Origin of the sequence: Mucilaginibacter jinjuensis (assembly GCF_028596025.1) — a bacterium.
GTDB classification, from domain to species: domain Bacteria; phylum Bacteroidota; class Bacteroidia; order Sphingobacteriales; family Sphingobacteriaceae; genus Mucilaginibacter; species Mucilaginibacter jinjuensis.
The window spans coordinates 5,718,650-5,742,519 of sequence record NZ_CP117167.1 but is presented as its reverse complement, the minus strand read 5'-3'; the positions used below and the strand labels follow the sequence as shown (position 1 = coordinate 5,742,519).

At 42.9% G+C, this 23,870-nt stretch carries 23 protein-coding genes; 15 read left to right on the top strand and 8 right to left on the bottom strand.

From position 1 onward, the window contains the following. Positions 1–6: 6 nt before the first annotated feature. Positions 7–1,887: a gamma-glutamyltransferase family protein gene (locus tag PQO05_RS24815; protein WP_273630162.1), complete on the bottom strand. Its 1,881-nt coding sequence runs from the start codon at positions 1,885–1,887 to the stop codon at positions 7–9. Between the two features lie 115 nt (positions 1,888–2,002). On the opposite strand from PQO05_RS24815, the gene PQO05_RS24810 reads away from it, so the two are divergent. Continuing rightward, on the top strand, positions 2,003–3,139 hold the full coding sequence (locus PQO05_RS24810) for a TlpA disulfide reductase family protein (protein ID WP_273630161.1): 1,137 nt from the start codon (positions 2,003–2,005) through the stop codon (positions 3,137–3,139). Between the two features lie 57 nt (positions 3,140–3,196). Here PQO05_RS24810 and PQO05_RS24805 read toward each other — a convergent pair whose 3' ends face one another. Then, positions 3,197–3,352, bottom strand: a complete 156-nt coding sequence (locus PQO05_RS24805) for a lmo0937 family membrane protein (protein WP_273630160.1) — start codon at positions 3,350–3,352, stop codon at positions 3,197–3,199. A gap of 254 nt (positions 3,353–3,606) precedes the next feature. Continuing rightward, positions 3,607–5,403, bottom strand: coding sequence for a M61 family metallopeptidase (locus PQO05_RS24800; protein ID WP_273630159.1), 1,797 nt, complete (start codon positions 5,401–5,403; stop codon positions 3,607–3,609). A gap of 271 nt (positions 5,404–5,674) precedes the next feature. On the opposite strand from PQO05_RS24800, the gene PQO05_RS24795 reads away from it, so the two are divergent. Genes PQO05_RS24795 through PQO05_RS24775 form a run of 5 tightly spaced genes read left to right on the top strand, consistent with a single transcriptional unit; the run spans position 5,675 to position 12,500 of the window. Continuing rightward, complete coding sequence (locus PQO05_RS24795; RefSeq protein WP_273630158.1) at positions 5,675–6,754, top strand: efflux RND transporter periplasmic adaptor subunit; 1,080 nt, start codon at positions 5,675–5,677, stop codon at positions 6,752–6,754. Positions 6,755–6,759: 5 nt separating this feature from the next. After that, the gene (locus tag PQO05_RS24790) at positions 6,760–9,894 is read left to right on the top strand and encodes an efflux RND transporter permease subunit (protein WP_273630157.1); all 3,135 of its coding nucleotides are present in this window, start codon (positions 6,760–6,762) and stop codon (positions 9,892–9,894) included. Between the two features lie 4 nt (positions 9,895–9,898). Further along, positions 9,899–11,218 (top strand): TolC family protein, encoded by a 1,320-nt coding sequence (locus tag PQO05_RS24785; protein ID WP_273630156.1) that lies wholly within the window; start codon positions 9,899–9,901, stop codon positions 11,216–11,218. Between the two features lie 50 nt (positions 11,219–11,268). Then, the gene (locus tag PQO05_RS24780) at positions 11,269–11,652 is read left to right on the top strand and encodes a response regulator (RefSeq protein ID WP_174314849.1); all 384 of its coding nucleotides are present in this window, start codon (positions 11,269–11,271) and stop codon (positions 11,650–11,652) included. Then, on the top strand, positions 11,649–12,500 hold the full coding sequence (locus PQO05_RS24775; RefSeq protein WP_273630155.1) for an N-acetylglucosamine kinase: 852 nt from the start codon (positions 11,649–11,651) through the stop codon (positions 12,498–12,500). Before PQO05_RS24780 ends, PQO05_RS24775 begins: the two co-directional genes overlap by 4 nt. 69 nt (positions 12,501–12,569) lie before the next feature. Here the strand turns inward: PQO05_RS24775 and lnt are convergent, their stop codons facing one another. Beyond that, on the bottom strand, positions 12,570–14,171 hold the full coding sequence (gene lnt / locus PQO05_RS24770) for an apolipoprotein N-acyltransferase (RefSeq protein WP_273630154.1): 1,602 nt from the start codon (positions 14,169–14,171) through the stop codon (positions 12,570–12,572). A 59-nt stretch (positions 14,172–14,230) separates the two neighbouring features. Between lnt and vapB the strand changes: the two genes are divergently transcribed. Both vapB and PQO05_RS24760 read left to right on the top strand, forming a co-directional pair. Beyond that, positions 14,231–14,434: a type II toxin-antitoxin system VapB family antitoxin gene (gene vapB / locus PQO05_RS24765; protein WP_273630153.1), complete on the top strand. Its 204-nt coding sequence runs from the start codon at positions 14,231–14,233 to the stop codon at positions 14,432–14,434. Next, a complete protein-coding gene (locus PQO05_RS24760; protein WP_273630152.1) occupies positions 14,434–14,817 on the top strand; it encodes a type II toxin-antitoxin system VapC family toxin in 384 nt (127 codons plus the stop codon). The genes vapB and PQO05_RS24760 overlap by 1 nt, the downstream gene beginning before the upstream one ends. Here PQO05_RS24760 and rsmI read toward each other — a convergent pair whose 3' ends face one another. Beyond that, on the bottom strand, positions 14,818–15,492 hold the full coding sequence (rsmI, locus tag PQO05_RS24755) for a 16S rRNA (cytidine(1402)-2'-O)-methyltransferase (protein WP_273630151.1): 675 nt from the start codon (positions 15,490–15,492) through the stop codon (positions 14,818–14,820). Between the two features lie 127 nt (positions 15,493–15,619). Between rsmI and serS the strand changes: the two genes are divergently transcribed. Then, complete coding sequence (gene serS, locus PQO05_RS24750; protein WP_273630150.1) at positions 15,620–16,891, top strand: serine--tRNA ligase; 1,272 nt, start codon at positions 15,620–15,622, stop codon at positions 16,889–16,891. Between the two features lie 154 nt (positions 16,892–17,045). Here serS and PQO05_RS24745 read toward each other — a convergent pair whose 3' ends face one another. After that, on the bottom strand, positions 17,046–17,462 hold the full coding sequence (locus tag PQO05_RS24745) for a hypothetical protein (RefSeq protein ID WP_273630149.1): 417 nt from the start codon (positions 17,460–17,462) through the stop codon (positions 17,046–17,048). Between the two features lie 131 nt (positions 17,463–17,593). After that, on the bottom strand, positions 17,594–17,830 hold the full coding sequence (locus tag PQO05_RS24740) for a hypothetical protein (RefSeq protein WP_273630148.1): 237 nt from the start codon (positions 17,828–17,830) through the stop codon (positions 17,594–17,596). A gap of 141 nt (positions 17,831–17,971) precedes the next feature. Here PQO05_RS24740 and PQO05_RS24735 point away from each other — a divergent pair, with 141 nt between their 5' ends. Further along, positions 17,972–19,663: an ArnT family glycosyltransferase gene (locus PQO05_RS24735; protein WP_273630147.1), complete on the top strand. Its 1,692-nt coding sequence runs from the start codon at positions 17,972–17,974 to the stop codon at positions 19,661–19,663. Between the two features lie 143 nt (positions 19,664–19,806). Here the strand turns inward: PQO05_RS24735 and PQO05_RS24730 are convergent, their stop codons facing one another. Beyond that, a complete protein-coding gene (locus PQO05_RS24730) occupies positions 19,807–20,508 on the bottom strand; it encodes an SIMPL domain-containing protein (RefSeq protein WP_273630146.1) in 702 nt (233 codons plus the stop codon). A gap of 339 nt (positions 20,509–20,847) precedes the next feature. Between PQO05_RS24730 and PQO05_RS24725 the strand changes: the two genes are divergently transcribed. The 5 genes from PQO05_RS24725 (at position 20,848) to PQO05_RS24705 (ending at position 23,826) form a co-directional block, all read left to right on the top strand. Then, positions 20,848–21,423 carry a phage tail protein gene (locus PQO05_RS24725; protein ID WP_273630145.1) on the top strand — a complete coding sequence of 192 codons (576 nt, stop codon included), beginning with the start codon at positions 20,848–20,850 and terminating at the stop codon, positions 21,421–21,423. Positions 21,424–21,468: 45 nt separating this feature from the next. Then, positions 21,469–22,026 (top strand): phage tail protein, encoded by a 558-nt coding sequence (locus PQO05_RS24720; RefSeq protein WP_273630144.1) that lies wholly within the window; start codon positions 21,469–21,471, stop codon positions 22,024–22,026. A gap of 38 nt (positions 22,027–22,064) precedes the next feature. Then, entirely contained in the window at positions 22,065–22,619 is a 555-nt protein-coding gene (locus PQO05_RS24715) for a phage tail protein (RefSeq protein WP_273630143.1), read from the top strand. 35 nt (positions 22,620–22,654) lie between these two features. Continuing rightward, positions 22,655–23,578 (top strand): methionyl-tRNA formyltransferase, encoded by a 924-nt coding sequence (locus tag PQO05_RS24710; RefSeq protein WP_273630142.1) that lies wholly within the window; start codon positions 22,655–22,657, stop codon positions 23,576–23,578. A 101-nt stretch (positions 23,579–23,679) separates the two neighbouring features. Continuing rightward, positions 23,680–23,826 (top strand): hypothetical protein, encoded by a 147-nt coding sequence (locus PQO05_RS24705; RefSeq protein WP_273630141.1) that lies wholly within the window; start codon positions 23,680–23,682, stop codon positions 23,824–23,826. Positions 23,827–23,870: the final 44 nt, after the last annotated feature.

Genomic DNA, 23,870 nt, shown 5'->3' with positions numbered 1-23,870 from the left:
CTAAACTTACCATCCAATCCCATAATCCTCACCATGATTACTAGATCCACCCCAAAGGCTGCCATGTTTCCAGTCGAAGTAAACGGCGTTGATGGGGCCGCTGGTACGTTCGGTAAAGCTGAGGGTGTAACCCATTTTCTGGAGCTGATCACGCACTTCCTGTTTGGTGTTGGTGTTCAATAATATCTGGCCGGGTTTAGGTTCACGGTCGGCAGTTTTGGTGCCGCCCAGTGAGAGCCAAAGCTGGTTGGTGTTAAAGTTAGGTGCTTCGGTGGCGCGTTGTACGGTCATGCCGAACTCGGCCACATCCAGGAAAAACTGGATGAGGTTTTGATCTTGCGTATCGCCGCCTTGTACGGCTGCAGAGAGGTAAGGCTTGCCATCTTTCAGGAACATGGATGGTGATAAAGTTACCCTCGCCCTTTTACCCGGTGCAACCACGTTGAAAGGGTTCAGGGTAGAATCGAGCACAAAACTTTGCATCCGCTGGCTCATGCCTATACCCGTGTTACCCGCAATGCAAGCCGGTAGCCAGCCACCGCTTGGGGTTACAGAAACCACCCAGCCATCTTTATCGGCTGCTTCTATCGAGGTGGTGCCGCGCCATAGGCGGTCTTCATAAAGTTCTTTTGGTGTGTTGTTCCCTAAGTCATGTTTAGGGGCGAAGTTGCGTTTGGTGGTATCCAGTTCAAAGCCGCGGTTCTTCAATAAATTGATAAAAGGGTTCACCTTACCTTCGAACGGATAGGGGTTACCCGGACCAATCTTCGCATCATTCTTATCATACTGAATTAAGGCCGCGCGTTGTTTCGCATATTCTTTACTCAACAAACCTTTCATCGGCTCATTAGGGTTGGCATAAGGGTCGCCATAATAAAAATCACGATCGGCAAAAGCCAGGTTCATAGCCTGGTAAACGGTGTGGATATATTTAGCGCTATTGAACCCCATCCCTTTCAGGTCAAAATTTTCGAGGATATTTAAAGCCTGTAACATAACCGGGCCTTGTGTCCATTGCTGTAGTTTGTAAACATCGATGCCCTTGTAGTTTACCATTAGTGGCGCTTCTTCAACAGGTTTCCACTTAGCCAGATCCTGCATGGTTATTAAACCGCCTTGCTCTTTACTGCCGCGAACAAACTCTTCAGCAATGTCACCTTTGTAAAAGCGATCGTAAGCAGCCATTAACGCTTCTTTACGGCTTTTGCCTTTTTTAAGGGCCGCAGTTTCGGCTTCTACCATTTTGGTAAGTGTGTTTAGCAGATCTTTCTGCACAAATATTTCGCCCGGTTCAGGTGCCTCGCGTTTTTCGCCCGGGGGGGTCAGGAAAACCTTTTTGCTGTAAGGCCAGGTTTTCAGCATTTCTTTATCTTTTTCGATGGTGTTGGCTGCCTGTGCTTCAATGGCATAACCTGCAGCCATGTGCATGGCAGGTGCCAATACCTGTTTAAGGCTCATGGTGCCATAGTTCATCAGCATATAAATTAATCCGCCCGGTGTGCCCGGCGTGGTTGCTGCCAGCGGACCGTATTCCGGAGGGAAATTGTAGCCTTTGCTTTTGAAGAATTCAACGGTAGCGCCGGTAGGTGCAACGCCCATCGCGTTAATGGCAATTACCTTCCCGGTTTTAGGGTTATAAATAAGCGCCTGGGTTTCGCCGCCCCAACTTAAAGTATCCCACATGGTGCAGGTAGCAGCAAGCATGGCACAAGCCGCATCAACCGCGTTACCGCCCTGCTGAAATATCATCGAACCCGCCGTAGCTGCCATCGGTTTTCCGGTAACGGCCATCCAGCTGGTGCCATACAACATGGGTTTCTGGGTTTGCTGCCCAAATGTGGTTAACGCAAAACTGGCAAGGATAATTAATGCTGATAAACGCTTCATAAGAACTAAGATAAGGAATTTGGAAGGTTGCGGATTGTAAATATTTAGTGAGGTAGTTATTCTGTTATCGAAAAGATATTCTTAATTTCAATCACCAAAGCTCTAAACCTATTTCATGAAGAACCTTTTCTTATCGTTTCTTTTCGCTATGTTCATTTCTAATAGCTATGCTCAGCAAGTTAATATATCCGGCAAGGCTGATTTTTTAAAGAATGGAGATACAATCAAATTAACTCAACAACATTTGAGCCGGATGCCTGCCGGTGTTGCTTTATCCACCGCAGTTAAAAACGGGCGTTTCTCGTTCTCATTTAATCAACCCGCGGCAGAATTATATGCGTTAAGCTACCACCATAACAGTAAAAATGTTTTTCTCGATGCGGGTAACCTGGAGATTGATTTAGTAGATAGTTCTCTGCAAAAAGCAACGCTTAAAGGCAATACGGTTACCAATGATGAGTACGAAGCTTTTTCGGAAATTATAAATGAAGACGAAGCAGGGGCCAAATTTTATGCCACTCGCAAAAAGTTCTTTTTAGCTACTGGTGGTCACATGGATACAGCCCTATATGCCAAAATAAAACCCCAAATGGATTCTTTACTGGCGATAGCCAAACAAGATAAGGTAAATAACACACTGGCCTGGATAAAGGCACATTCTACATCGCAAATAAACAGTTATATCTTGATCCAAAATACAATGGGCAGGGTGCATATAGATGGGGTTTTGCCTGGCGATCAATTAAGAACAATTTTTAATGCTTTGCCAGATACCGTTAAAAAAAATAGCTGGGGAAAAGAACTACAAGAAGAGCTCAATGGACTGGTTGTTGGCGGCACCGCACCTGATTTTGCAGAAGTAAATCCTAATGGTAAACTGATCAAACTGTCCGACTTTAAAGGCAAATATGTGTTACTCGATTTCTGGGCTTCGTGGTGTGTGCCTTGCCGTGCCGAAAATCCTAATGTGGTTGCTGCTTACCAGAAATATAAAGCTAAGAATTTCGACATACTGAGTGTATCGCTTGATGTTAATAAAGCGGATTGGATTAAGGCAATTAAACACGACGGCATGCCCTGGAACCATGTTTGCGACCCGCATCACTCCAACCACTGGGATAGCCGGGTTGCAAAATTGTACAATGTGGGCCTTGTCCCCTCCAATTTTTTGATAGACCCGAATGGGGTTATCATCGCTAAAAATTTACAAGGCGAAGAATTGCAGCAAACGCTTAAAAAACTATTTGAATAAGATAAAACAAAAAAGCCCGGCATTGGCCGGGCTTTTAAATAATATTAAAAGCAATTATTAAACAGTACTTGGGCTTCTGATAAATCCCAGTAATAAAGAAATAATAGCGATTACAAGCAATACGTGGATTAATCCCGTTGCTGAGTATAAAAACACGCCTAATGCCCATCCTATAATCAGGATCACGGCAATGATATACAATAATGATCTCATGGTAGACTCCTTTTAGTTAATTAATAAATAATTACTATAATATATAAGTTAACTAAATGAAAAAGGTTTTCAATTTTTTACGATTGAAAACCTTTTGGGTATACAGGTGGCTTACCTGCCTTGAATATCCAAAGTCTACCCCTTATTAATGTTAGAGGTATTAGCACTGTCACTGCATTCCCCTAAATTAGGGGAACACTAAGCCAGTGCGACTTGCCCAAACGTTAATAAGGGGTAGAACAAGCTATCTCGATCTACAAGCTCAGCCATTTTTTGCGCACGGCCAGTTGCTCTGCCGATGGCGCATCAATGCTTACTATCTTGTATTTAAATTCGTTGTTGCGTAACAGGGTAACCGGTAATTGCAAGGTTTGGCCATCGCGGGTTACGGTTACAGTGATTTTGTCGCCTACCTTTTTGCCTGCTACCAGGTTTTTAGGGTCGGCAATGGGTTGTCCGTCAATGGCGGTAATTTCATCGTTAACGTTAATGCCGTCAACCCAGCCTGCGCTGCCACGGCTCACTGACGTTACTTTTAACGGACCGGTGGTAGCTGTTTTAACGCCCAGGGTTGGGATGTTGCTATCAGCATATTCATCGCTTAATTTATAACCGGCGTAGCCTAAATATTTGTTATAATCGATGGCATCTAAGCCGTTAACGTATTTCTTGTAGAAATCGTCCAGGTTTTTACCGGCAAATTTCTCGAGGCCTTGTTTAAACTCGGCATCAGTGTAGCCACGTTTTTTGGTTTTGTAATACTCGGTGTACATGTATTTCATTACATCATCCAGGCTGTACTTGGTTTTGCTGTCTTTAATGATCTCCAGATCCAGCAAAAATGCAGCTACTGAACCTTTGTTGTAGTAAGAAATGGTGGTGTTGGCCGAATTCTCATCCGGGCGGTAGGCTTTAATCCAGGCATCATAGCTTGATTGCGATAGTGGCTGAATTTTAGCACCCTGAGAATTCTCAACAATATTAATATCTGCCGCCAATACACCCAGATAGTTTTCTGTGCTGTAAAGCTTGGTGCGGTTTACGATGATGTTATCGTAGTAAGCGGTAAAGCCTTCGGCAATCCACAGATCAGTAGTGTAATTTTCGTTATCATAATCGAATGGACCTAAAGCGATAGGACGCAAACGCTTCACATTCCACAGGTGGAAGTGCTCGTGCGATACTAAAGCTAAGAAGTTCTGATATCCGGTTTCAGTATTATAGTTATTACGCGATGCTCCTAAAACAGTAGAGCTTAAATGCTCCAGACCGCCGCCGCCTTTGCTATAGTTGTGTACAATAAAGGTATAGTGCTTGTTAGGGTTCTCGCCATAAACGGCAGTTTCCAGCTCCACAATGTGGGCCATATCTTTTTTCAGACGCTCTTTATCGTAGTTGCCGCCGCCATACATAGCCACCTCGTAATCAACACCGGCTGCTTTAAAGCCAAATACATCCTGGTTACCCACCTCAATCGGCGAATCAAACAGAATATCGTAGTTAGGCGCAGTGCGTGTAAACGGATCGTTATTTACCATCTCTAAACTGGTAGAAACCTTATCCCAGTTTTTGTAAGGCACAATGTGGATGGTTGACGGGTGCATCAGCATACCATCGGGATACAAAAACATACCCGAGGTTGACAGGAACGCATGTGTAACATCAATAAACGCAGTACGTACCGAAATTTCGAAACTGTACATGCGGTACTTCACCTTAACGGCACTAATGCCTGTAGTGTTAATATGCCAGATGTTTTTGCGGGTCTTTACAAACGGGATGTTTTTGCCATTGGCCTCTACACCAAACGATTCGAGATTTTTGGCAAACTCGCGCACCAGGTACGAGCCCGGCGTCCAAACGGGCATTTTCAGGTCCAGCGAATTTTGCGCCAGTCCGGTTATATTCATTTCAATATCAGCGTAATGTGCCTGCGCTTCGGGGAAGGTAACCTCGTAGCTGATCTTCACATTACCGGCTGCGTGGGTGTCGGTAAAATCAGTCATTATAATAGTTAACAGTGCAATAGTAAATAAAGCAAATTTTTTCATGAGGCCAATTTATAAAAAACTACGTAGGGGTGATTTATTGTGGCGATAATTTATGTTGTAAAATGGTTGATACAAGTAACTATTTAAAATTGTAACCATTATTTTAGCCCCGCACTATTTATGGCTATAACTCAAAGTAATCGCATAAAATACATCTACCCCGGGTGTATTGCTGTACCCGTATTAGCCGCAGATGAGCAACAAAATGTAGCTGCAAACCGCAGTTAAAAACCCAATAAAATAAATCATAAAAGCGAGACCAAACCCATACATGAAAACCCGCTACATTGTATACGCAGCACTGGCCTTAGTTGTAGGCTTTTTAATATTTAACAAGCTGCATGGCGGCAAAGGCAAAGAAGCTCAGGGCCAGGCATCAGGGAGCAAAGACGGCAAAAAGAAAAACGGCCCTGTACCGGTTAAGGTAATGATTGTGAAGGATACTGCCGTAACCAACAACATTGACCTGACAGGCACCATCGACCCTAACGAAAAAGTAAACCTGGTAAGCCAGACCGCAGGCAACATTACCGGTATTTATTTTGAAGAAGGCAGCCACGTGAGCAAAGGCCAGGTACTGGTTAAAGTTTACAACGCCGATTTGACTGCCTCGCTAAAGCAAACCCAATACCAGCTTACACTGGCGCAACAGATAGAATACCGTAACAAAATATTGTTGCAAAAAGAAGCGATAAGCCAGCAGGAGTACGATACTTCGCTTTCGGCCTATAACTCATTAAAGGCGCAGGGCGATGTGATTAAGGCGCAGATTGCCAAAACTGAGATCCGCGCGCCTTTTTCGGGTGTTATCGGATTAAGGAATGTAAGCCCGGGCGGGTACTTATCGCCGCTAACTTCTATCGCAGTTTTGGTGAATACCGACCCGATGAAATTGACTTTTTCAGTACCTGAGCGTTACCAGCAGTTAATTAAAACGGGCAGTAAGGTAAGTTTCAGTATTGCCAGTTCGCGCGAAACTTTTACGGCTGTGGTTTATGCTATCGAGCCATCTATCGATCAAACTTCGCGCTCGATAACCGTGCGTGCTAAAGCAGCTAACCCTAAAAATCTAATCACCGCCGGAGGTTTCGCCAAGATCAATTTAACGCTCGACCAGATCCCGAAAACCATTATGGTGCCGACAGAGTGCGTGATCCCCGATCTGAAAGCCAGCAAGGTATACATTGCCCACAACGGTACTGCTGTTGCGGTGCCAGTGAAAACAGATATGCGTACCGATACTAAAATAGAAGTGGTGGATGGTTTAAAAGCGGGCGATAGTTTAATCGTATCGGGTTTAATCCAAATGCGACCGAAGGTTCCTTTGAAAATTACTAAAGTTATTCAGTAAGCAGCATGAGTTTATCCTCAACCAGTATAAAACGGCCGGTATTGGCAACGGTGCTCTCGGTAGTCATCGTTGTGTTCGGTATTATCGGCTACAAATTTTTGGGCACGCGGGATTTTCCCTCGGTCGATCCGCCTATTATTACTGTGCAAACCAGTTACTCGGGTGCCAATGCCGAAGTAATTGAATCGCAGATTACCGAGCCTTTAGAGAAAGCCATTAACGGCGTACAGGGCATCCGTAATATTTCTTCAACCAGTTCAGTAGGTTCGAGCACCATTACGGTTGAATTTACCTTGGATGCCGACCTGGAAACTGCCGCCAACGACGTGCGCGATAAGGTATCGCAGGCCCAGCGCCAGTTACCGCAGGATATTGATGCCCCGCCGGTTGTTACCAAGGCCGATGCCAACTCTGATAACATTATCACCCTTACCGTGAGCAGTAACACCCGCAACATTACGCAGGTTGATGATTATGCCGAAAACGTGTTGCAGGAAGGTTTACAAACCATCCCCGGAGTAAGCCAGATCAACATCCAGGGCCAACGCCAGTATGCGATGCGTCTGTGGATCGATCCTGCTAAACTCTCGTCATACAAACTTGCTGCTACCGATGTGCGCGATGCTTTGAATGCAGAAAACGTTGAGCTGCCAGCCGGTAAAATAGAGGGTAACAATACCGAGTTAACCATCCGTGCGCTGGGTAAGCTTACTACTGAAAAAGAATTTAACAACCTCATTATCCGTGCCGATAGTAACCGGGTGATTCACCTGCGTGATATTGGTTATGCCGTAATGGGTTCGGCCAATGAGGAAACTGCGCTGAAAGAATCGGGCGTGCCCGAGGTTGGTTTGGCCATTGTGCCGCAACCGGGTGCCAACTACGTGCAAATTGCCAAAGATTTTTACAAACGTTTAGAACAGATTAAGAAAGATTTGCCGCCCGATATTAGTGTGAAGGTTGCTTTGGATAATACAAGGTTCATCAACCAGTCGATAGAGGAGGTAGAGGAAACTTTGGTGATCTCTTTTATCCTCGTAGTAATTATTATCTACCTGTTCTTTAGGGATTGGCTGATCGCATTCCGTCCACTGATTGATATCCCGGTATCGCTTATCGGTACGTTTTTTATCATGTACATCTTTGGCTTCTCTATCAATATTTTAACCCTGCTGGGTATTGTACTCGCTACGGGTTTGGTGGTGGATGATGGTATTGTGGTAACCGAGAACATCTACAAAAAAGTAGAAGAAGGTATGCCGATCCGCAAGGCAGCGTTCGAGGGTTCGGCAGAGATTTTCTTTGCGGTAATCTCCACCTCGGTTACGCTGGCGGCTGTGTTTTTACCAATTGTATTCCTCGAAGGATTTACGGGGCGATTGTTCCGCGAGTTTGCCATTGTGGTAGCAGGTTCGGTATTGATCTCGGCTTTTGTGTCACTGTCGCTTACGCCAATGCTAAACGTGAAGCTGATCCGTAAGAATCAGAAGAAATCAAACTTCTATTTAAAGACAGAGCCTTTCTTCCAACGGATGAATAATGCTTACACCGAAACATTGGTGAGCTTTATGAAACGCCGCTGGGTCTCTATCGTAATTATTGTGATTTCGCTGGGGCTGATCGGCATCCTGGCAAAAACTACCAAATCTGAACTGGCCCCGCTGGACGATCGCAGTTTGCTGCGTTATTCCGTAACCGGGTCTGAAGGTGCCAGCTACGAGTTCATGACCAAGTACATGAACAACATTTCGCAATTGGTTGAGGATTCGATCCCTGAGGCTAACGTAAATATCTCGGTAATTTCACCGGGAAGTGGTGGCGGTGGTTCTGCCAACTCTGGCTTTGGCCGTATTGGTTTGGTTGCGCCCGATAAACGTAAACGCAGCCAGCAGGAAATTGCCGATTGGTTATCTAAAAAATTAAGTAAATATTCTGATGCCCGTGCGCTGGTAATCCAGGAGCAAACCATAAGCGGTGGCGGTAGCGGTTCGCGTACCTCGTTGCCGGTGCAGTTTGTAATCCAGAACCAGGATTTCGAGAAGATCCGTAAAGCACTGCCAACTTTCTTCGCCGAGGTATCTAAAGACCCAGTTTTTGCTGGCACCGACGTAAACCTCAAATTCACCAAACCCGAACTAACCGTAGTTACCGACCGCGACCGTGCCCGTGATTTGGGTGTGAGCGTTAGTGATATTGCCAGCACTTTGCAGTTGTATTATAGCGCAGGGCGTATCAACTACTTTTTAATGAGCGGTAAGCAGTACCAGGTAATTGCACAGGTAGACCGTGCTAATCGTGATGCCCCGCTCGACCTGAAATCTATTTATGTACGCAGCAACCGTGGCAACCTGGTGCAGCTGGATAACGTGGTGCATATTTCAGAAGATGCTACGCCGCCATCTATCTATCACTTTAACCGTTATAAATCGGCCACCGTACAGGCAGGTTTAGCACCGGGTTACACCGTGGGCGATGGTATTGCCGAAATGCAGAAAATTGCTAACCAGACTTTTGATTCCTCATTCAGTACCGCCCTAAGCGGACCGTCTCGGGATTATGCAGAGAGTTCATCTAATATTTTATTTGCATTCGGTTTTGCTTTATTACTGATCTATCTGGTATTGGCAGCCCAATTCGAAAGCTTTATCGATCCATTTATCGTGATGTTTACCGTGCCGCTGGCTATTGCGGGGGCGTTTGTGTCGCTCTGGTTGTTTGATCAAACGTTGAATATTTTCAGCGAGATCGGGATGATCACGCTTGTGGGTTTGGTTACTAAGAACGGTATCCTTATCGTGGAGTTCGCCAATCAGCGCATGGAACATGATGGCCTTAGTAAATACGATGCAGTTGTTGAAGCTGCGGGGGCTCGTCTTCGCCCAATTTTGATGACCAGTTTGGCCGTTGTTTTGGGTTCGGTGCCAATTGCCTTTGCTTTGGGTGCAGGGGCAAAAAGCCGTGTATCGCTGGGTATAGTAATTATGGGCGGCATGCTGTTCTCATTGATTCTTACCCTATACGTTATCCCGGTAATGTATATGATGTTTGGCTCTAAAACACGCCGCGATCCGGATAAAGAACCGCTGGAAACTACTGACGAGTTAGCACATGTTGAACCTAAACTGATAGAAAATTTATAAGGTTATGAAAATAAGACTAAGCCTTTGCTTGATGACGGCGTGCCTTGTTTTAACGGGTAACCTGTACGCGCAGGATGCGCCCATGCTGAGCATTAAAGATGCCATTGAAATAGCGCTGAAGAACAACTATAATATTAAGCTGTCGCAGAATAATGCTGCGATAGCTAAAAATAACGTAACGCCGGGTGCGGCGGGGATGCTGCCGGTGGTAACCGGCCAGTTTACATCGAGTAACAGTATCCAGAACACCACGCAAACCCGTGCCGATAATACGGTGAATGTGATTAACCACGCCAACAACACCGGTACCAATTACGGGGCAGATTTAAACTGGACCATTTTCGACGGCTTTAACATGTTTGCCAATTACAAAGGTTTAAAACAACGTAACGAGCTGGGCCAGGTTTTACTGCGCGATACCATACAGGCTACTTTGGCTAACGTGCTGGCCAGTTATTATGACCTGGTAAACCAAAATGAGCAGATCAATGCGTTAAAAGGCGCTATGGCTATTTCTCACTTACAGCTGCGCTATGCTAATGATAAGTTTAAAGTAGGCCGTGTATCGCGCCTGGATGTGTTGAATGCGGAGGTAAACTACAATACCGATACGGCCACTTACATTACCCAGCTACAGCAATACAAAACCGCGCAGATCAGGCTCAACCAATTATTGATCCGCGATTTGCAAACCGATTTTAAGGTGGCCGATACCATTGTGGTTGACCAGAAATTGGTATTGGGCGATATTTTAACCCAGGCGCAAAACGAAAACCCGGCCATCCTGGCTTCGCAGATTAACCAGCGTTTGGCTGAGATTAGTTTAAAACAGGTACAATCAACCCGATACCCGCAGGTTGCTGTTAACACGGGCTACACGGTGAGTAATAACAATACGCCTGCCGGTTTCGCCCGGGTGCAGCAAAGTAATGGCATTAGTTATGGCTTTACGGCTACCATCAATATTTTTGATGGCTTTAATCAGTGGCGCAGGGAACGCAATGCTAAACTGCAAATGAATAATGCAGGGATTAACTATGATCAAACCAAATTGGGCATTAATTCGCAGGTGAGTACGTTGTATGTGAGTTATTTAACCGGGTTGGATTTGATTAAGTTGGGCGAAAGCAATGTGCGGATTGCCAAACGGAACCTGGATATCTCGTTAGAAAAATACAAGATCGGGAACATTACACCATTGGAGATCAGGGAAGCACAGCGTAATTATCTGGATGCCCAGTCGAAGTTTTTTTCGGCTCAATATCAGTCTAAAATCGCTGAAATCACATTAAAACAAATTACGGCGACTGTTAACATACAGTAAGTTTTATAAAAATAGATTATTAATACTAAAAATAACTATTTTTGAATTTAATGCCCGTGACCTACAAAAAGTGTTTATTAATTGACGATAACTATATCGACAATTTTGTTACCCGCCGGATTTTGGAGAGTAGCAATTTTGCCGAAGAAATTGCTGTACGTCAATCTGCCACTGAAGCTATCAGCGCATTGAAGGATGGCTCTGTAAAACCGGATGTAATTTTCCTGGATTTACGTATGCCGTTAATGAATGGTTTTGAGTTTTTGACTGAATTTGAAAAAATTGAGATTGAAGGCAAAGACAGCATTAAAATTTTTATGCTTTCATCATCGCTCGACCCCACCGATGTAAAGCGCTCTACCGAGAACAAGTACGTGGTACAATTTATTCACAAGCCCCTTACCCATAAAATACTGGAAGAACTTGGTTCATGATCTTAGTTGCAGATAGCGGTTCGTCAAAAACAGATTGGTTACTATCTCTCCCGGATCAGGAGCCATTAAAATTTAAATCCAGCGGATTAAATCCCTACTTTTTAACAGAGAAACAGATTGTAAAGATATTGCAGGATCAGGTTGCTGATCTGATATCGGGATACGGTCAGGCTATAACCGAAATTTATTTTTTCGGTGCAGGCTGCTCCAGTCCGGACAGGCACGAGATTGTATCTAACGCCCTGAGCGCATTATTTACTAAAGCCTATATTAGTGTGGATAGTGATCTGTTGGGATCAGCCTACGCCACATGTGGTAACGAGAAAGGCCTATGCTGTGTGCTGGGCACAGGCTCCAATATTTCGTTTTTCGATGGTGAAGATATCCACGCCGGTAAACATGGTTTAGGTTTTGTTTTGGGCGATGAAGGTTCTGGTACGTGGTTCGGCAAATCACTGGTTACCGATTTTTTGTACGGTAAAATGCCTGCTGATATTTACACCCAGTTTAAAGAGGAGTACAACCTCGACCGGGATATCGTGATGACTCACGTGTACATGAAGTCGAACGCAAATACTTACCTTGCTTCATTTACCAAATTTTTAGGCCACATTAAAGATACCCAATACGCCAAAGCCATGGTAACAAAGGGCCTGAATGAGTTCATTGAAACCAACATTAAATCGTACCCCGAATACCATAAGTATAAAAGCCACTTTGTAGGCTCTATTGCCGATACATTCGGTGCAGAGTTAATAGCCCTTTGCGCTGCTCAGAATATTGAGGTTGGTAAGATTATTAAGCATCCTATTAATGATCTTTTACAATTTATATTGAGCCGCAATTAGTTCTGAGTTTTGAATGAGTGAGTTAGCGAGTGTTCTAAATTCACTAAATCACTCCCTCACAATTCACAACTACCTAAAACGAATCCTTACCAAAATCCACATCATTCCCAACAACGCCAAAAAGGTTCCAATCTTGGCAATATAATCGCCGTGTTTGGTGTAGAAAGTTAGGTCAGAATTTAAATTAATATCTTGTTTGATTGCTGTGCGTACCCACCAGCCGGTATGTTTGACAATATCGCCGCGCTGATTAATAAATGCTGAAATCCCCGTATTGGCCGAACGGCAAACCCATCTACGTGTTTCAATAGCACGAAGTTTAGCATAATCCAGATGTTGGTCTTTGCCTGATGTGTTTTCCCACCAGCCATCGTTGGTAATAATGGCAATGAATTGCGCACCTTTTAATACGGCCTGGCCAACATACTCGCCCCAGATAGATTCATAACAGATCACCGGGTCGCTGCCTATGCCGCTTTGGCTATAAAATACACTCGGTTCTGCCTGTCGGCCATAACTACCTGCTGCGCCACCCAAATGGGCAAATACCGGCTTTAAAAAGGATAACGAAGCAAAGGGGATACTCTCGGCACCCGGTACCAGTTTCGATTTGTGGTAGAACTGCACGTTCTCCGAATTTTCGATACTTAAGGCCGAGTTGAAGGCATCGTAAAATTGCCCGCCATCCATTGGGCTGGCTGTTTCTGTTTGCTGGCTGTTGTAAATCTTATACGTTTCGGCGCCTGTAATTACGTTGGCGTTCTTGTACTTATTCAGAAAGCTTTTAACCTGCTGGTACGAATTATTGCTGCGGATGCTTTCTTCTGCAAAAGGGGTAGGGATGGCAGTTTCTGGCCAGATAAAGTACTCAGTGTTTTTCTGCGCCAGCGAATCCGACTCATGGGTAAGGATACTCAATTGCTGATAAACCGGTATTTCAGCCGCCTTAGCGTAAGGATCAATATTGGGCTGGGCAACCACCACGTTTGATGGGTTAACTTGTTCCTGGTAACTATAATATCGCGTTAGTGAAAAGCCAAGCGGAAGAACAAGAATAGCAAAGAAAGCAATCACAATTTTTGTGCGATAAGCCTTCGTTTTGGCCTCGCTCAAACTCATGTAGAATAAGAAGATCAGGATATTAATCACCCAGATCCAAATTGTGCCGCCGTATACTCCCGTGTATTCGTACCATTGTACGTACTGGTGGCTTACTGCAAAACCGTTGCCCAAAGTCATCCAAGGGAAGGCCAGGGGCCAGGTTTGGTGCAGGTATTCGTAAGCAATCCAGAAGCAAACCAAGCCAACTAAGCTAATTGAGCGGTTGGTTGCTACCCGTAATCTGAAGTAAAGCCAACAAGCCGATGCCATCAACAAAGGCCCCAGCGAATATGGGATTAAGCTGATAGGAATAGCTACAATTTCGCCCACCATTTTTACCGAATTGTACACCCAGTAAATAGAAAGCGTGTTCCAGATAAAGAAACCGAGGAAGGTTGCGGCAAAAATTTGCTTGCCTTTATTTTTGGCTGTGGATAGGATAATATTCTCTATCGCCAGCAGCATAGGCACCAAACCAACAAATAATAAAAAGCTTAAATATTGGGTAGGCGGCCAGGCCAGCCAAAGCAACAGGCCAGAAAATATAGCGAGTATCAGATTCTTTTTCATAGGTAAACTATTGGCTAAAATTATGCTTTTATTATAAATGATTCGTAAATTAGATTACAATGAGCGATTTAGATTTATATAATAGCATCATAGCGCTGCCCGAAAACCTAAAGGAAGAGGTTTCTGACTTTGTGGAGTTTTTAAAGCAAAAAGCTGAAAAGAAAGCCGAGAAGAAAGAGCGTGTATATGGATATGCAAAAGGTTTTTTTATAATTCCTCCTGATTTTGATGAGCCATTAGATGTTTTTAAAGACTATATGTAATGGATTATCTTTTAGATACTCATATACTGTTGTGGTTCATTAATGGCGAAGAATTAGATCAGGATTTAATTAACAAAATTAAAGACCCTGATAATAAGATTTTTTTAAGCATTGCAAGTTTGTGGGAAATTGCGATTAAACACAGTTTAGGAAAATTACCGCTCCAATCTGAATTTAGTGAGCTAAAAGAGATTTTGCGTAATACAAATATTGAAATTCTACCAATTGAGTTCTCTCATCTTCAAGCATTATTAGCACTGCCTGATATTCATAATGACCCTTTTGATCGTATTATAATAGCTCAGGCTATTCATGAGAAATTAAAACTAATCACACGAGATAGCAAGTTTAAGAATTATCCCGCTGATATAACTTGGGTATAATTATTCTTTCCCCTTCACACAAATCACAAATTCACCTTTAATAGGGTGGCTTTCAAAATAGGTTTTTACTTCTTCTACCGTACCGCGTACGGTTTCTTCGAACATTTTGGTGAGTTCGCGCGAAACGGAGATCTGGCGATCGGCACCCCAGTACGTGATCATTTCTTCGAGTGATTTCATTAACCGGTGTGGTGATTCGTAGAATATAATGGTGCGTTCTTCTTCAGCCAAAACCTTGTAACGGGTTTGGCGGCCTTTTTTCAACGGTAAAAATCCTTCGAAACAAAAGCGATCGGTAGGGAAACCCGAGTTTACCAGTGCGGGCACAAATGCCGTAGCGCCGGGCAGACATTCTACATCAATCTCATTTTTTATGGCTTCGCGGACAAGAAAGAAACCCGGGTCGGAAATAGCAGGTGTGCCCGCATCAGAGATGAGCGCAATATTTTTGCCTTCCTTCAAAAAACGGACAATCTCGGCAGATGCCTGGTGCTCGTTATGCTGATGGTGGGCGAATACTCGTTTCTCAATCCCCAAATGTTTAAGCAGCGGGGCAGAGGTGCGGGTATCTTCGGCCAAAATAATATCGGCCTCCTTTAATATGCGGATGGCACGGAGGGTAATGTCCTCCAGGTTGCCTATGGGCGTGGGTACTAAGTAAAGTTTACCGGTCATTGTTCAGTTGCGTGTTTTTTTGTGCGAGTGTCTGAGGTGTGTTGGTTATTTAACTTAAAAAACTGGCAACAGACAACACGCAACAGACCTCTGATTATTATATCTTTGTTGTTCAAAAAATAAAATAATGCTGCAAGTTAGTTATATCCGCGATAACAGGGAACAGGTTTTAGAACGTTTGGCTGTAAAAAATTTCAAGCAAACGGACCTGGTTGATGAAGTAATTAGATTAGATGATAACCGTCGCCAGACTCAGAACCGTTTAGATAATGTATCCGCCGAGGCTAATGCAGCAGCAAAGCAGATTGGCGAGTTAATGCGTACCGGCAAAAAAGAAGAGGCCGAAGCTATTAAAGCTAACTCTGGCGCATGGAAAGAAGAGATTAAACAACTGGGCGAAGAGCTAAGCCAGATAGAAGCAGAACTGCAACAAAAAATTGTATTGTTGCCTAACCTGCCGCATAGCTCTGTGCCTAAAGGTATCACTCCCGAAGAAAATGAAGTTGTTTTAGAGAACGGTGATAAGCCAACTTTACCGGAAGGTGCATTGCCACACTGGGAGCTGGCCGCAAAATATAACCTGATTGATTTTGAATTAGGCGTTAAAATTACCGGAGCAGGTTTCCCGGTTTATAAAGGTAAAGGCTCAAAATTGCAACGCGCTTTAATTGCTTTCTTTTTAGATGAAGCCGAAAAAGCGGGTTACGATGAGCGTATGCTGCCATTACTGGTTAATGAAGCATCTGGCTTTGGTACAGGGCAGCTACCTGATAAAGAAGGCCAGATGTACTACGTAGGCGTAGATAACCTGTACCTGATACCTACTGCCGAGGTGCCGATCACTAACCTTTACCGCGATGTAATTTTAAAGGCCGATGAGCTGCCGGTAATGAACTGTGGTTATACACCATGTTTCCGTCGCGAAGCGGGATCTTACGGTGCTCACGTGCGTGGTTTAAACCGCTTACATCAGTTTGATAAGGTAGAAATTGTACAGGTTGTAAACCCCGAAACATCTTATGATGTGCTGGAACAAATGAGCTTACACGTGCAAAGTTTATTACAAAAGCTTGGCCTGCCTTACCGTGTATTACGTTTATGCGGTGGCGATATGGGCTTTACATCGGCCTTAACTTACGATATGGAAACCTACAGCGCCGCACAATGCCGCTGGTTAGAGGTATCATCAGTATCAAACTTCGAAACCTTCCAGTCAAACCGCTTAAAATTACGTTTCCGTAATGCGGAAGGTAAAACACAATTGCCGCACACCTTAAATGGCAGTGCATTGGCTTTACCGCGTATTGTGGCTACACTATTAGAAAACAACCAAACACCGGAAGGTATTAAGATCCCTGAAGTGCTGGTGCCTTATACTAAGTTTGAGTGGATTAATTAGGATTTCGGATGTCGGAATTTCGATTTTTCAGGTTTCAAGCTGTTTTTTAGAGGCCTTCAAGAGGGCTGTGCCGTTTCGGATTTACATGTAATAAAAAGAAAGGCTGCTATGTAATTACATAGCAGCCTTTCTTTTTATTATTTTATATGCCGATTTACGACATCGAGATATTCAGCACTGCCGATTTAAACAGCATGCTGATGCTTTCGGGCAGGGTGAAATTACTGGTGTAATAGTCGGTATAGGCAGGGGTAACAGTTTCGTGCAAGAAATAGTTAACACCTAAGGCAGATAACAAGCTGTCCGTTTTACGTTCTGCTTTGGGTTTATAACAGCAAATTTTTGTTTTGTCATAGAAAGAATTTGTTCTGATGCGTCTCAGTACTCTCTCAAAATCGGGGCCTAAATGCTCGTAATCAAACACGATCAAATCGGGGTTCATATCATACATCACCGGGAAAATCTGACTGGCATGGGTTACATGCTTCACTTCATTTTTGGTATTTAGCAGCGGCTTCGAAAAAATCTCCGGCGCAACCAATAGTATCTTCTTGGCCTTAATACGGATCATCGCAAATAAACAAATTAGGAGTGATAAAGGTAACGTGCAAAAACCAGTTTGTCAAGCACTTATCTTTAATTTAATTAAAAACTTTCCTCTCTACGTAAAATAATAACAATAAGTTATGTTATTGTTAAACATTATTTACGTTTTGTTGTATCACCACCCATTTGCCCTGTTGGGTTAGCGTTTCCATGTACAGTTGAGTCGGTACCTGAGCTTTTGGCGGTATCATGAGATGAGGTTTCAGAACCACCTTTTTCTACGTTAGTAGTATCGGTACTATTGCCTAATGTGGCCGAATTGCGGTTTTCGTTACACGCCGCTATGCTAAATGTAAGCACTGAGGCAAGCGCGATATATTTGATTTTGCTCATAGTGTTTCGTCATTAGATAAAATATTAACGTAGGATATAAGTTAATGTTTTGTTAAGGCCAAGAGGCAATACTGATTATTTGCTTAATTTTGCACCTTAACACGGGTAACGGTATAGAGCTGTGGCCGTTATATTTTAAGCATGACTCATCAAAAAATTAACGTTTCTGTTTATTTCTGGTTATTTGCAGCGCTGTTTGTGGCTTATGTGTTCGGGTTATTTGTGCCCTTGATGGACGAAGATGCCTCGCACCACGCCAACATTGCCCTGCACATGTTTCAGCACCACGACTATGTGAATTTGGTTGACGACCTCGGGAAAGACTACCTCGATAAACCTCATCTGCATTTCTGGTTGGTGGCCTTATCGTACAACATATTCGGTGTAACTGATATGGCTTACAAGATCCCATCATTTCTGATGAGCATTTTGGCCGTATACTCAACCTTTCGTTTAGCCAAGTTGCTTTACAACCAGGAAACGGGTTTGCTGGCAGCTTTAATAGTAGCTGCTGCACAAGCCGAATTTTTAGCCAATAACGATGTACGTATGGATGCCCTGCTAATGAGTGGCATTGTGCTGGCAACCTGGCAACTGGTAGAAGCTGTGTATTTGAACAAATGGTATAATTACATACTGGCTGCTTTGGGCCTTGCCATTGGCTTTTGTACTAAGGGAATGATAGGCTTTGTGATGCCTTGTGTAGCCCTGTTCTTTTTACTGCTGTACCAACGTAACTGGAAACGTATGTTCGACTGGCAGTGGATTGTGGTGCTGTTGCTTTGGGGCGTATTTATTTCGCCTTGTGTGTACTGCTATTATCTACAGTACGATTTGCACCCCGAAAAGATAGTGCGCGGAATGAACCATGTGTCGGGTGTAAAGTTCATTATGTGGTCGCAAAACTTTGAACGCCTGGAAGGTAAGAAATGGGGTAAGGGGCATAAGGATTACTTTTTCTTTTTCCATACCACACTTTGGGCGTTTTTGCCCTGGTGTCTGCTGACCTATTATGCATTTTTCGATAAAGTCGCTTTCTTTATCAAAACCAAGTTCGCCTACATTAAAAAAGCAGAGCTGCTTACTGTGGGTACCATCGTAATCATCTTCGCTATTATATCGTCATCGGGCTACCAGTTGCCGCATTATTTAAATGTGCTGTTCCCCATTTTTGCGGTGTTAACGGCAGGCATGCTGGTGCAAAAGGCCGATGAAAATAAAGTAACCACTTTAAAATACAGCTTGTACGTGCAATACTTTGTAATGGGCGCAGTGTTGTTTCTGTTGATATTATTGAACCTGTGGTGTTTCCCGGTGCAATCTGTATTAGTAGGTATTGTATCGGTTGCATTGTTGGGTATTATGGTTTATGTGATTATTAAGCCTAATGTACCGTTTAACAAAATTGTTATTGTATCAACCCTGCTGGCTTCGCTTACCAATGTGTTGCTTAATGGTAACGTTTACATGCAATTGCTAAATGATTATCAATCGGGTGTTTCATTGGGTAAAATAGCTTATGAGAAAAATATCCCGCAAGGCTCTATTTATAACTTCAATATCCATAGCTCTTCGTTTAACTTTCATTCGCAGCATTTAACACCAGCCATGAATGGCATTGATACGGTTAAGGCTTACGCCGATACCACCAAAAAGCAATTCTGGATTTACACCACCGAGCAGGGTAAAGATCAGCTAGAGCAGGTAGGTTTAACCACTACAACCGCTTTCGGGCACGATGATTATGGTATTACCCGCCTAACCGCTAAGTTTTTAAACCCGGCTACAAGGCCGCAGGTTTTAGAGAAGCATTATTTGTTGAAGATAAAGTAGATTTAATAGTAGAGACACAATACTTTTTGTCTCTGATGAGAGGGTTTACAGGAGACACAAAGTATTGTGCCTCTACGGAAATAAACAACAAAGCCCATCAGCGTAAACTGATGGGCTTTCTTCGTAAAAATATTATTCGACCGTTACTTCACAATCTCGAAAGTAACATTCATCTGTGAACTTAATTTAATCTTCTTAACGTCGATATCATCTGGTTGTACGGTATCTGCTGCTAAGGCATTACTTTTCATCATCATTACATTAGTACGATAAACCGGCTGAGGATAAACATCATTTGACACTTCCTGGATATCCAGCGCACTACCTAAATGATCGCCAATGGCGGTTAACAGATAGGTAGCTTTTTCTTTGGCAGCTAACAGGGCTTTAACTTTCAGGTCTTTTTTTAACGACTCAATTTTCGAGTAATCGTAGCTGTCGATGTTAGTGCTTTGAACACCTTTGGCATCAACAGAAGCCATAATCTGGTTAAAAGCATTCAGGTCGTGAAACTTAATGCGGTATTGTTTGCTGGCCAGAAAGTCGGGGTTCTTTTTCTTCTGAACGGTGTAGTTGTAAGAAGACAGGTTATTGATGGTAAAATCTTCCTTAGGTACACCGGCATCGGCAACAGCTTTTTGCAACTGACGCTCCAGCGCATCAATAGTGGTTTTGTTTTTACCATCGATATATTCTTTCAGGGAAATGGATACATAGATAATATCTGGGGTAACCTCCTGTTCGGCGGTACCAGATACTTCAATTTTGCGGCGAAGGTCGGGTGTTTGTGCAAACGCAGCGAATGTAAATGTAGTTAAAGCTGCAATTAATAGTAATCGTTTCATTTGTAAAGTTTGTTTAAAGTTTTAGACGGGGTTAACCTTTGAAGTGTAACTCGTCAACATAAATTATCGTGTTAATGTTTGATAATATGACTCACTTTAATGGTGAAGGATTAATATGAAAACTTATCAACTTCGGTTAGTAATTCACTATAAAAAAGTTTGTAATTTTTAAGATATGCTATTTGAATATTGAAATATGTATTCTAAATTGCTATAAATCTAACCAAAACCCAATACTAACCTAAATCAATAGAAATCAAATACTGACCCATCCCGAGTTAGTAAACTAATCTTTAAACAATCTTTAAACATATTTTTTAACACTTAATTTTTAATTGTATGGCAGACTGTTATACCGGCGAAATCAGAGCATTCGCATTTTCGTACCCACCCACTCAGTGGGCTCAATGTAATGGGCAACTCGTGTCAATAACACAAAATCCGGCGCTTTACTCTATCCTGGGCACCATGTATGGCGGAGATGGAAAAAACACTTTTGGCTTACCTAATCTTAATGGCAGGGTAGTAGTAGGTACAGGAACATCGCCCACCAGCGGCACTGTTTACACGTCCGGTGGTGTTGGTGGGGTAGAAAACGTTACCTTGAATAATCAGCAAACCAACCATAGCCACACGTTTAATGCTGCAGTAGCAAGTAGCCCGGTAACTAAGGTAACTAATGTGCCTGCCACAACGGCTCCTGGATCTTTTTTATCTAATATGTACGAACCGCACTCTCCTAACCCTCTTGTTGTAAGAACATATTTGCCGGTTCCGCAGGCAGATATCCAGCAATTGAATGGAGCTGCAATTTCGCCTCTGGGCGGTAACGGCGCACATTCTAATATGCAACCATCTGTTGCTATAAATTATTGTATTTGCCTTTACGGAGAAGAGTATCCTGTTAAACCGTAGTTTTAGTTAAACAACCAATCACAAACATCTCTTAAATTTAATATTATGGAACCTTTTGTAGGCGAAATACGTGCATTTGCATTTAATAAAATACCTAATGGCTGGGCCGCATGTAACGGGCAGCTTCTGCAACTTAATCAATACCAGGCCTTATATGCGTTGATAGGTACAACCTATGGAGGTACGCCAGGTACAAATTTTAATTTACCTAATTTAAATGGTGTAACCATGGTTAATTATGGTAATGCCCAAACTGGTACCAGTTATGTGTATGGTAAAACAGTTGGCACCTCAACAGTACAATTAACTATAGCTCAAACGCCATTACATACCCATAATTATAACGTGGCTAATGGTTCTGGTACAGCTACCCTTTCAACCACAGTTGCTGGAAACGAATTAAGTGCTACCCAACCTAATATACTTAACCAAACAACAGATACAATTAATTTATTTGTACCGCCGGCTCCTGTACCAACACTGGTGCCCCTGACAGCAACTACTATTACTGGTGGCGGCAATGGTGCACATAACAATATGATGCCTTATTTGCCTGTAACGTTATGTATTGCATTAACCGGAATATTCCCAATGCGTAATTAATAATAGGAAGAAATTGTAAACTTAAAAAACTTAAAAACATGGATACGTTAGGAGAAATAAGGGTTTTTGGTGGAAATTATGCGCCAAACAATTATGTAATATGTGATGGCAGGTTATTACAAATTAGCCAGTACCAAGGGTTATATGCATTGTTAGGTACACTGTACGGAGGTAATGGTTCAACAACTTTTGGTGTACCAGACTTAAGAGGCCGGGTTATGGTAAACGGTTTCAATGCCACAGGCTATCCTGTGGCGCAGCCCGGAGGTTCAGAAACTGTTGTATTAACACAGGCAGATATCCCAACACACTCGCACTCATTTAATGTAGCAATTGGGGCTGCAACAGTAAATGTTGCAACGGGTAACTTTATAGGTGCCCCGTCCGATCCTGGCACAGGGCAGCAAGATTTGATGTACTTGCCTAACAATGCATCAGATACAACGCAGGAATTAGTGGCATTGAATGATACAGCTATCTCGAATAATATGGGTTACACGGGGGGGGCAAGTACAGCCCATGAAAACAGACAACCATTTATGGGGCTTACTTATATGATATGTGTTATTGGGCTTTACCCCGACTTTAACTAAAGCTAAATTTTACCAGCCAATTGAATTAAGAATACATGAAAGTAGGGGTAATTTCGAGCGTTGAATTATGTATACCTTTATTACAGCTTCTGCAGGCCAATAAAATTGCAAGCCTGCTTTTTGCAGATGTGGAAGATAGAGCCGATTTTACCGGTGTAGCCTATTTTTGCAAAGCGGCAGGCATCAATGTGCAGGAGAGCGGTGGATCAGACAACGCTGTTTACCAATGGCTTGATATGTATGAACCCGATGTTGTATTTGTTTTAGGTTATAAACACCGGATAGATGTTAAACAGCTGCCATTAAAGCTTAATGGCAGGCTGTTTAATATTCATTTTGGTTCGTTGCCGGCCTACCGTGGCCCTAACCCTGTGTTTTGGCAAATTAAAAACGGAGAAGCCGAAATAACAGCCACCATACACCAGGTTACTGCTAAATTTGATGCCGGCCCGATAGTTTGGACTAAAGCGATAACAAGGGAAGATTATTTTACGTATGCACAGGTAAACCGTATACTGAGTTATGCTTGTGTTGAAGGTGTCGGCATCATATTGCAGCACATTATACAGGGTAAAAGTATTAATGGGTATGCACAGCCTGTCGCCGGGATAAGTTATCACCAGCGGCCGGGTATTGCAGAGGTAAGTATTGATTGGAGCAAAATGACTGCGCGTGAGATCGTGTTGCTTATTAATGCCTGCAGTTCATGGAATAAGGGGGCTATTACCTATTATAACGGGCAGGAATTAAAAATTATGGATGCATTTGAGGCAGATGCCGGGATAAAAGAAGAGAATAACTACAATCCGGGTACCATTATTGAATGTGCCGATAGTTTTAAAATTGCGTGCATTAATGGTAGGATTTTACAAATAACTATGCTAAATTTATCAGGCATATTTATCCCTGCACGAAATGCTCAGAGATTTGGATTTGTTGAATTGCAGCAGTTGGATTAAAAGGCTGAATATTAAATATTAAGTTGAAAATATTGCAATGATGTTAAAACAATTTTCTCATATATTATTTTAATTATAGACGATACTTTAAACACTAAATTATGGAACAAGAAAAACAAAAAAAACAGTGGATCGCCCCTGAAATTGAAGTGATAAGCTCATATTCTATTGAAGGCGGGTCTGTTCCAGGACCATCAGAGGGTGCAGTAGGACCGAAAAGTAGTAAAACAGGGAATGGCCTTTCTTAAATGAGCGCCATCTCTATTAATGATTTGATCATTATGCATTAAAT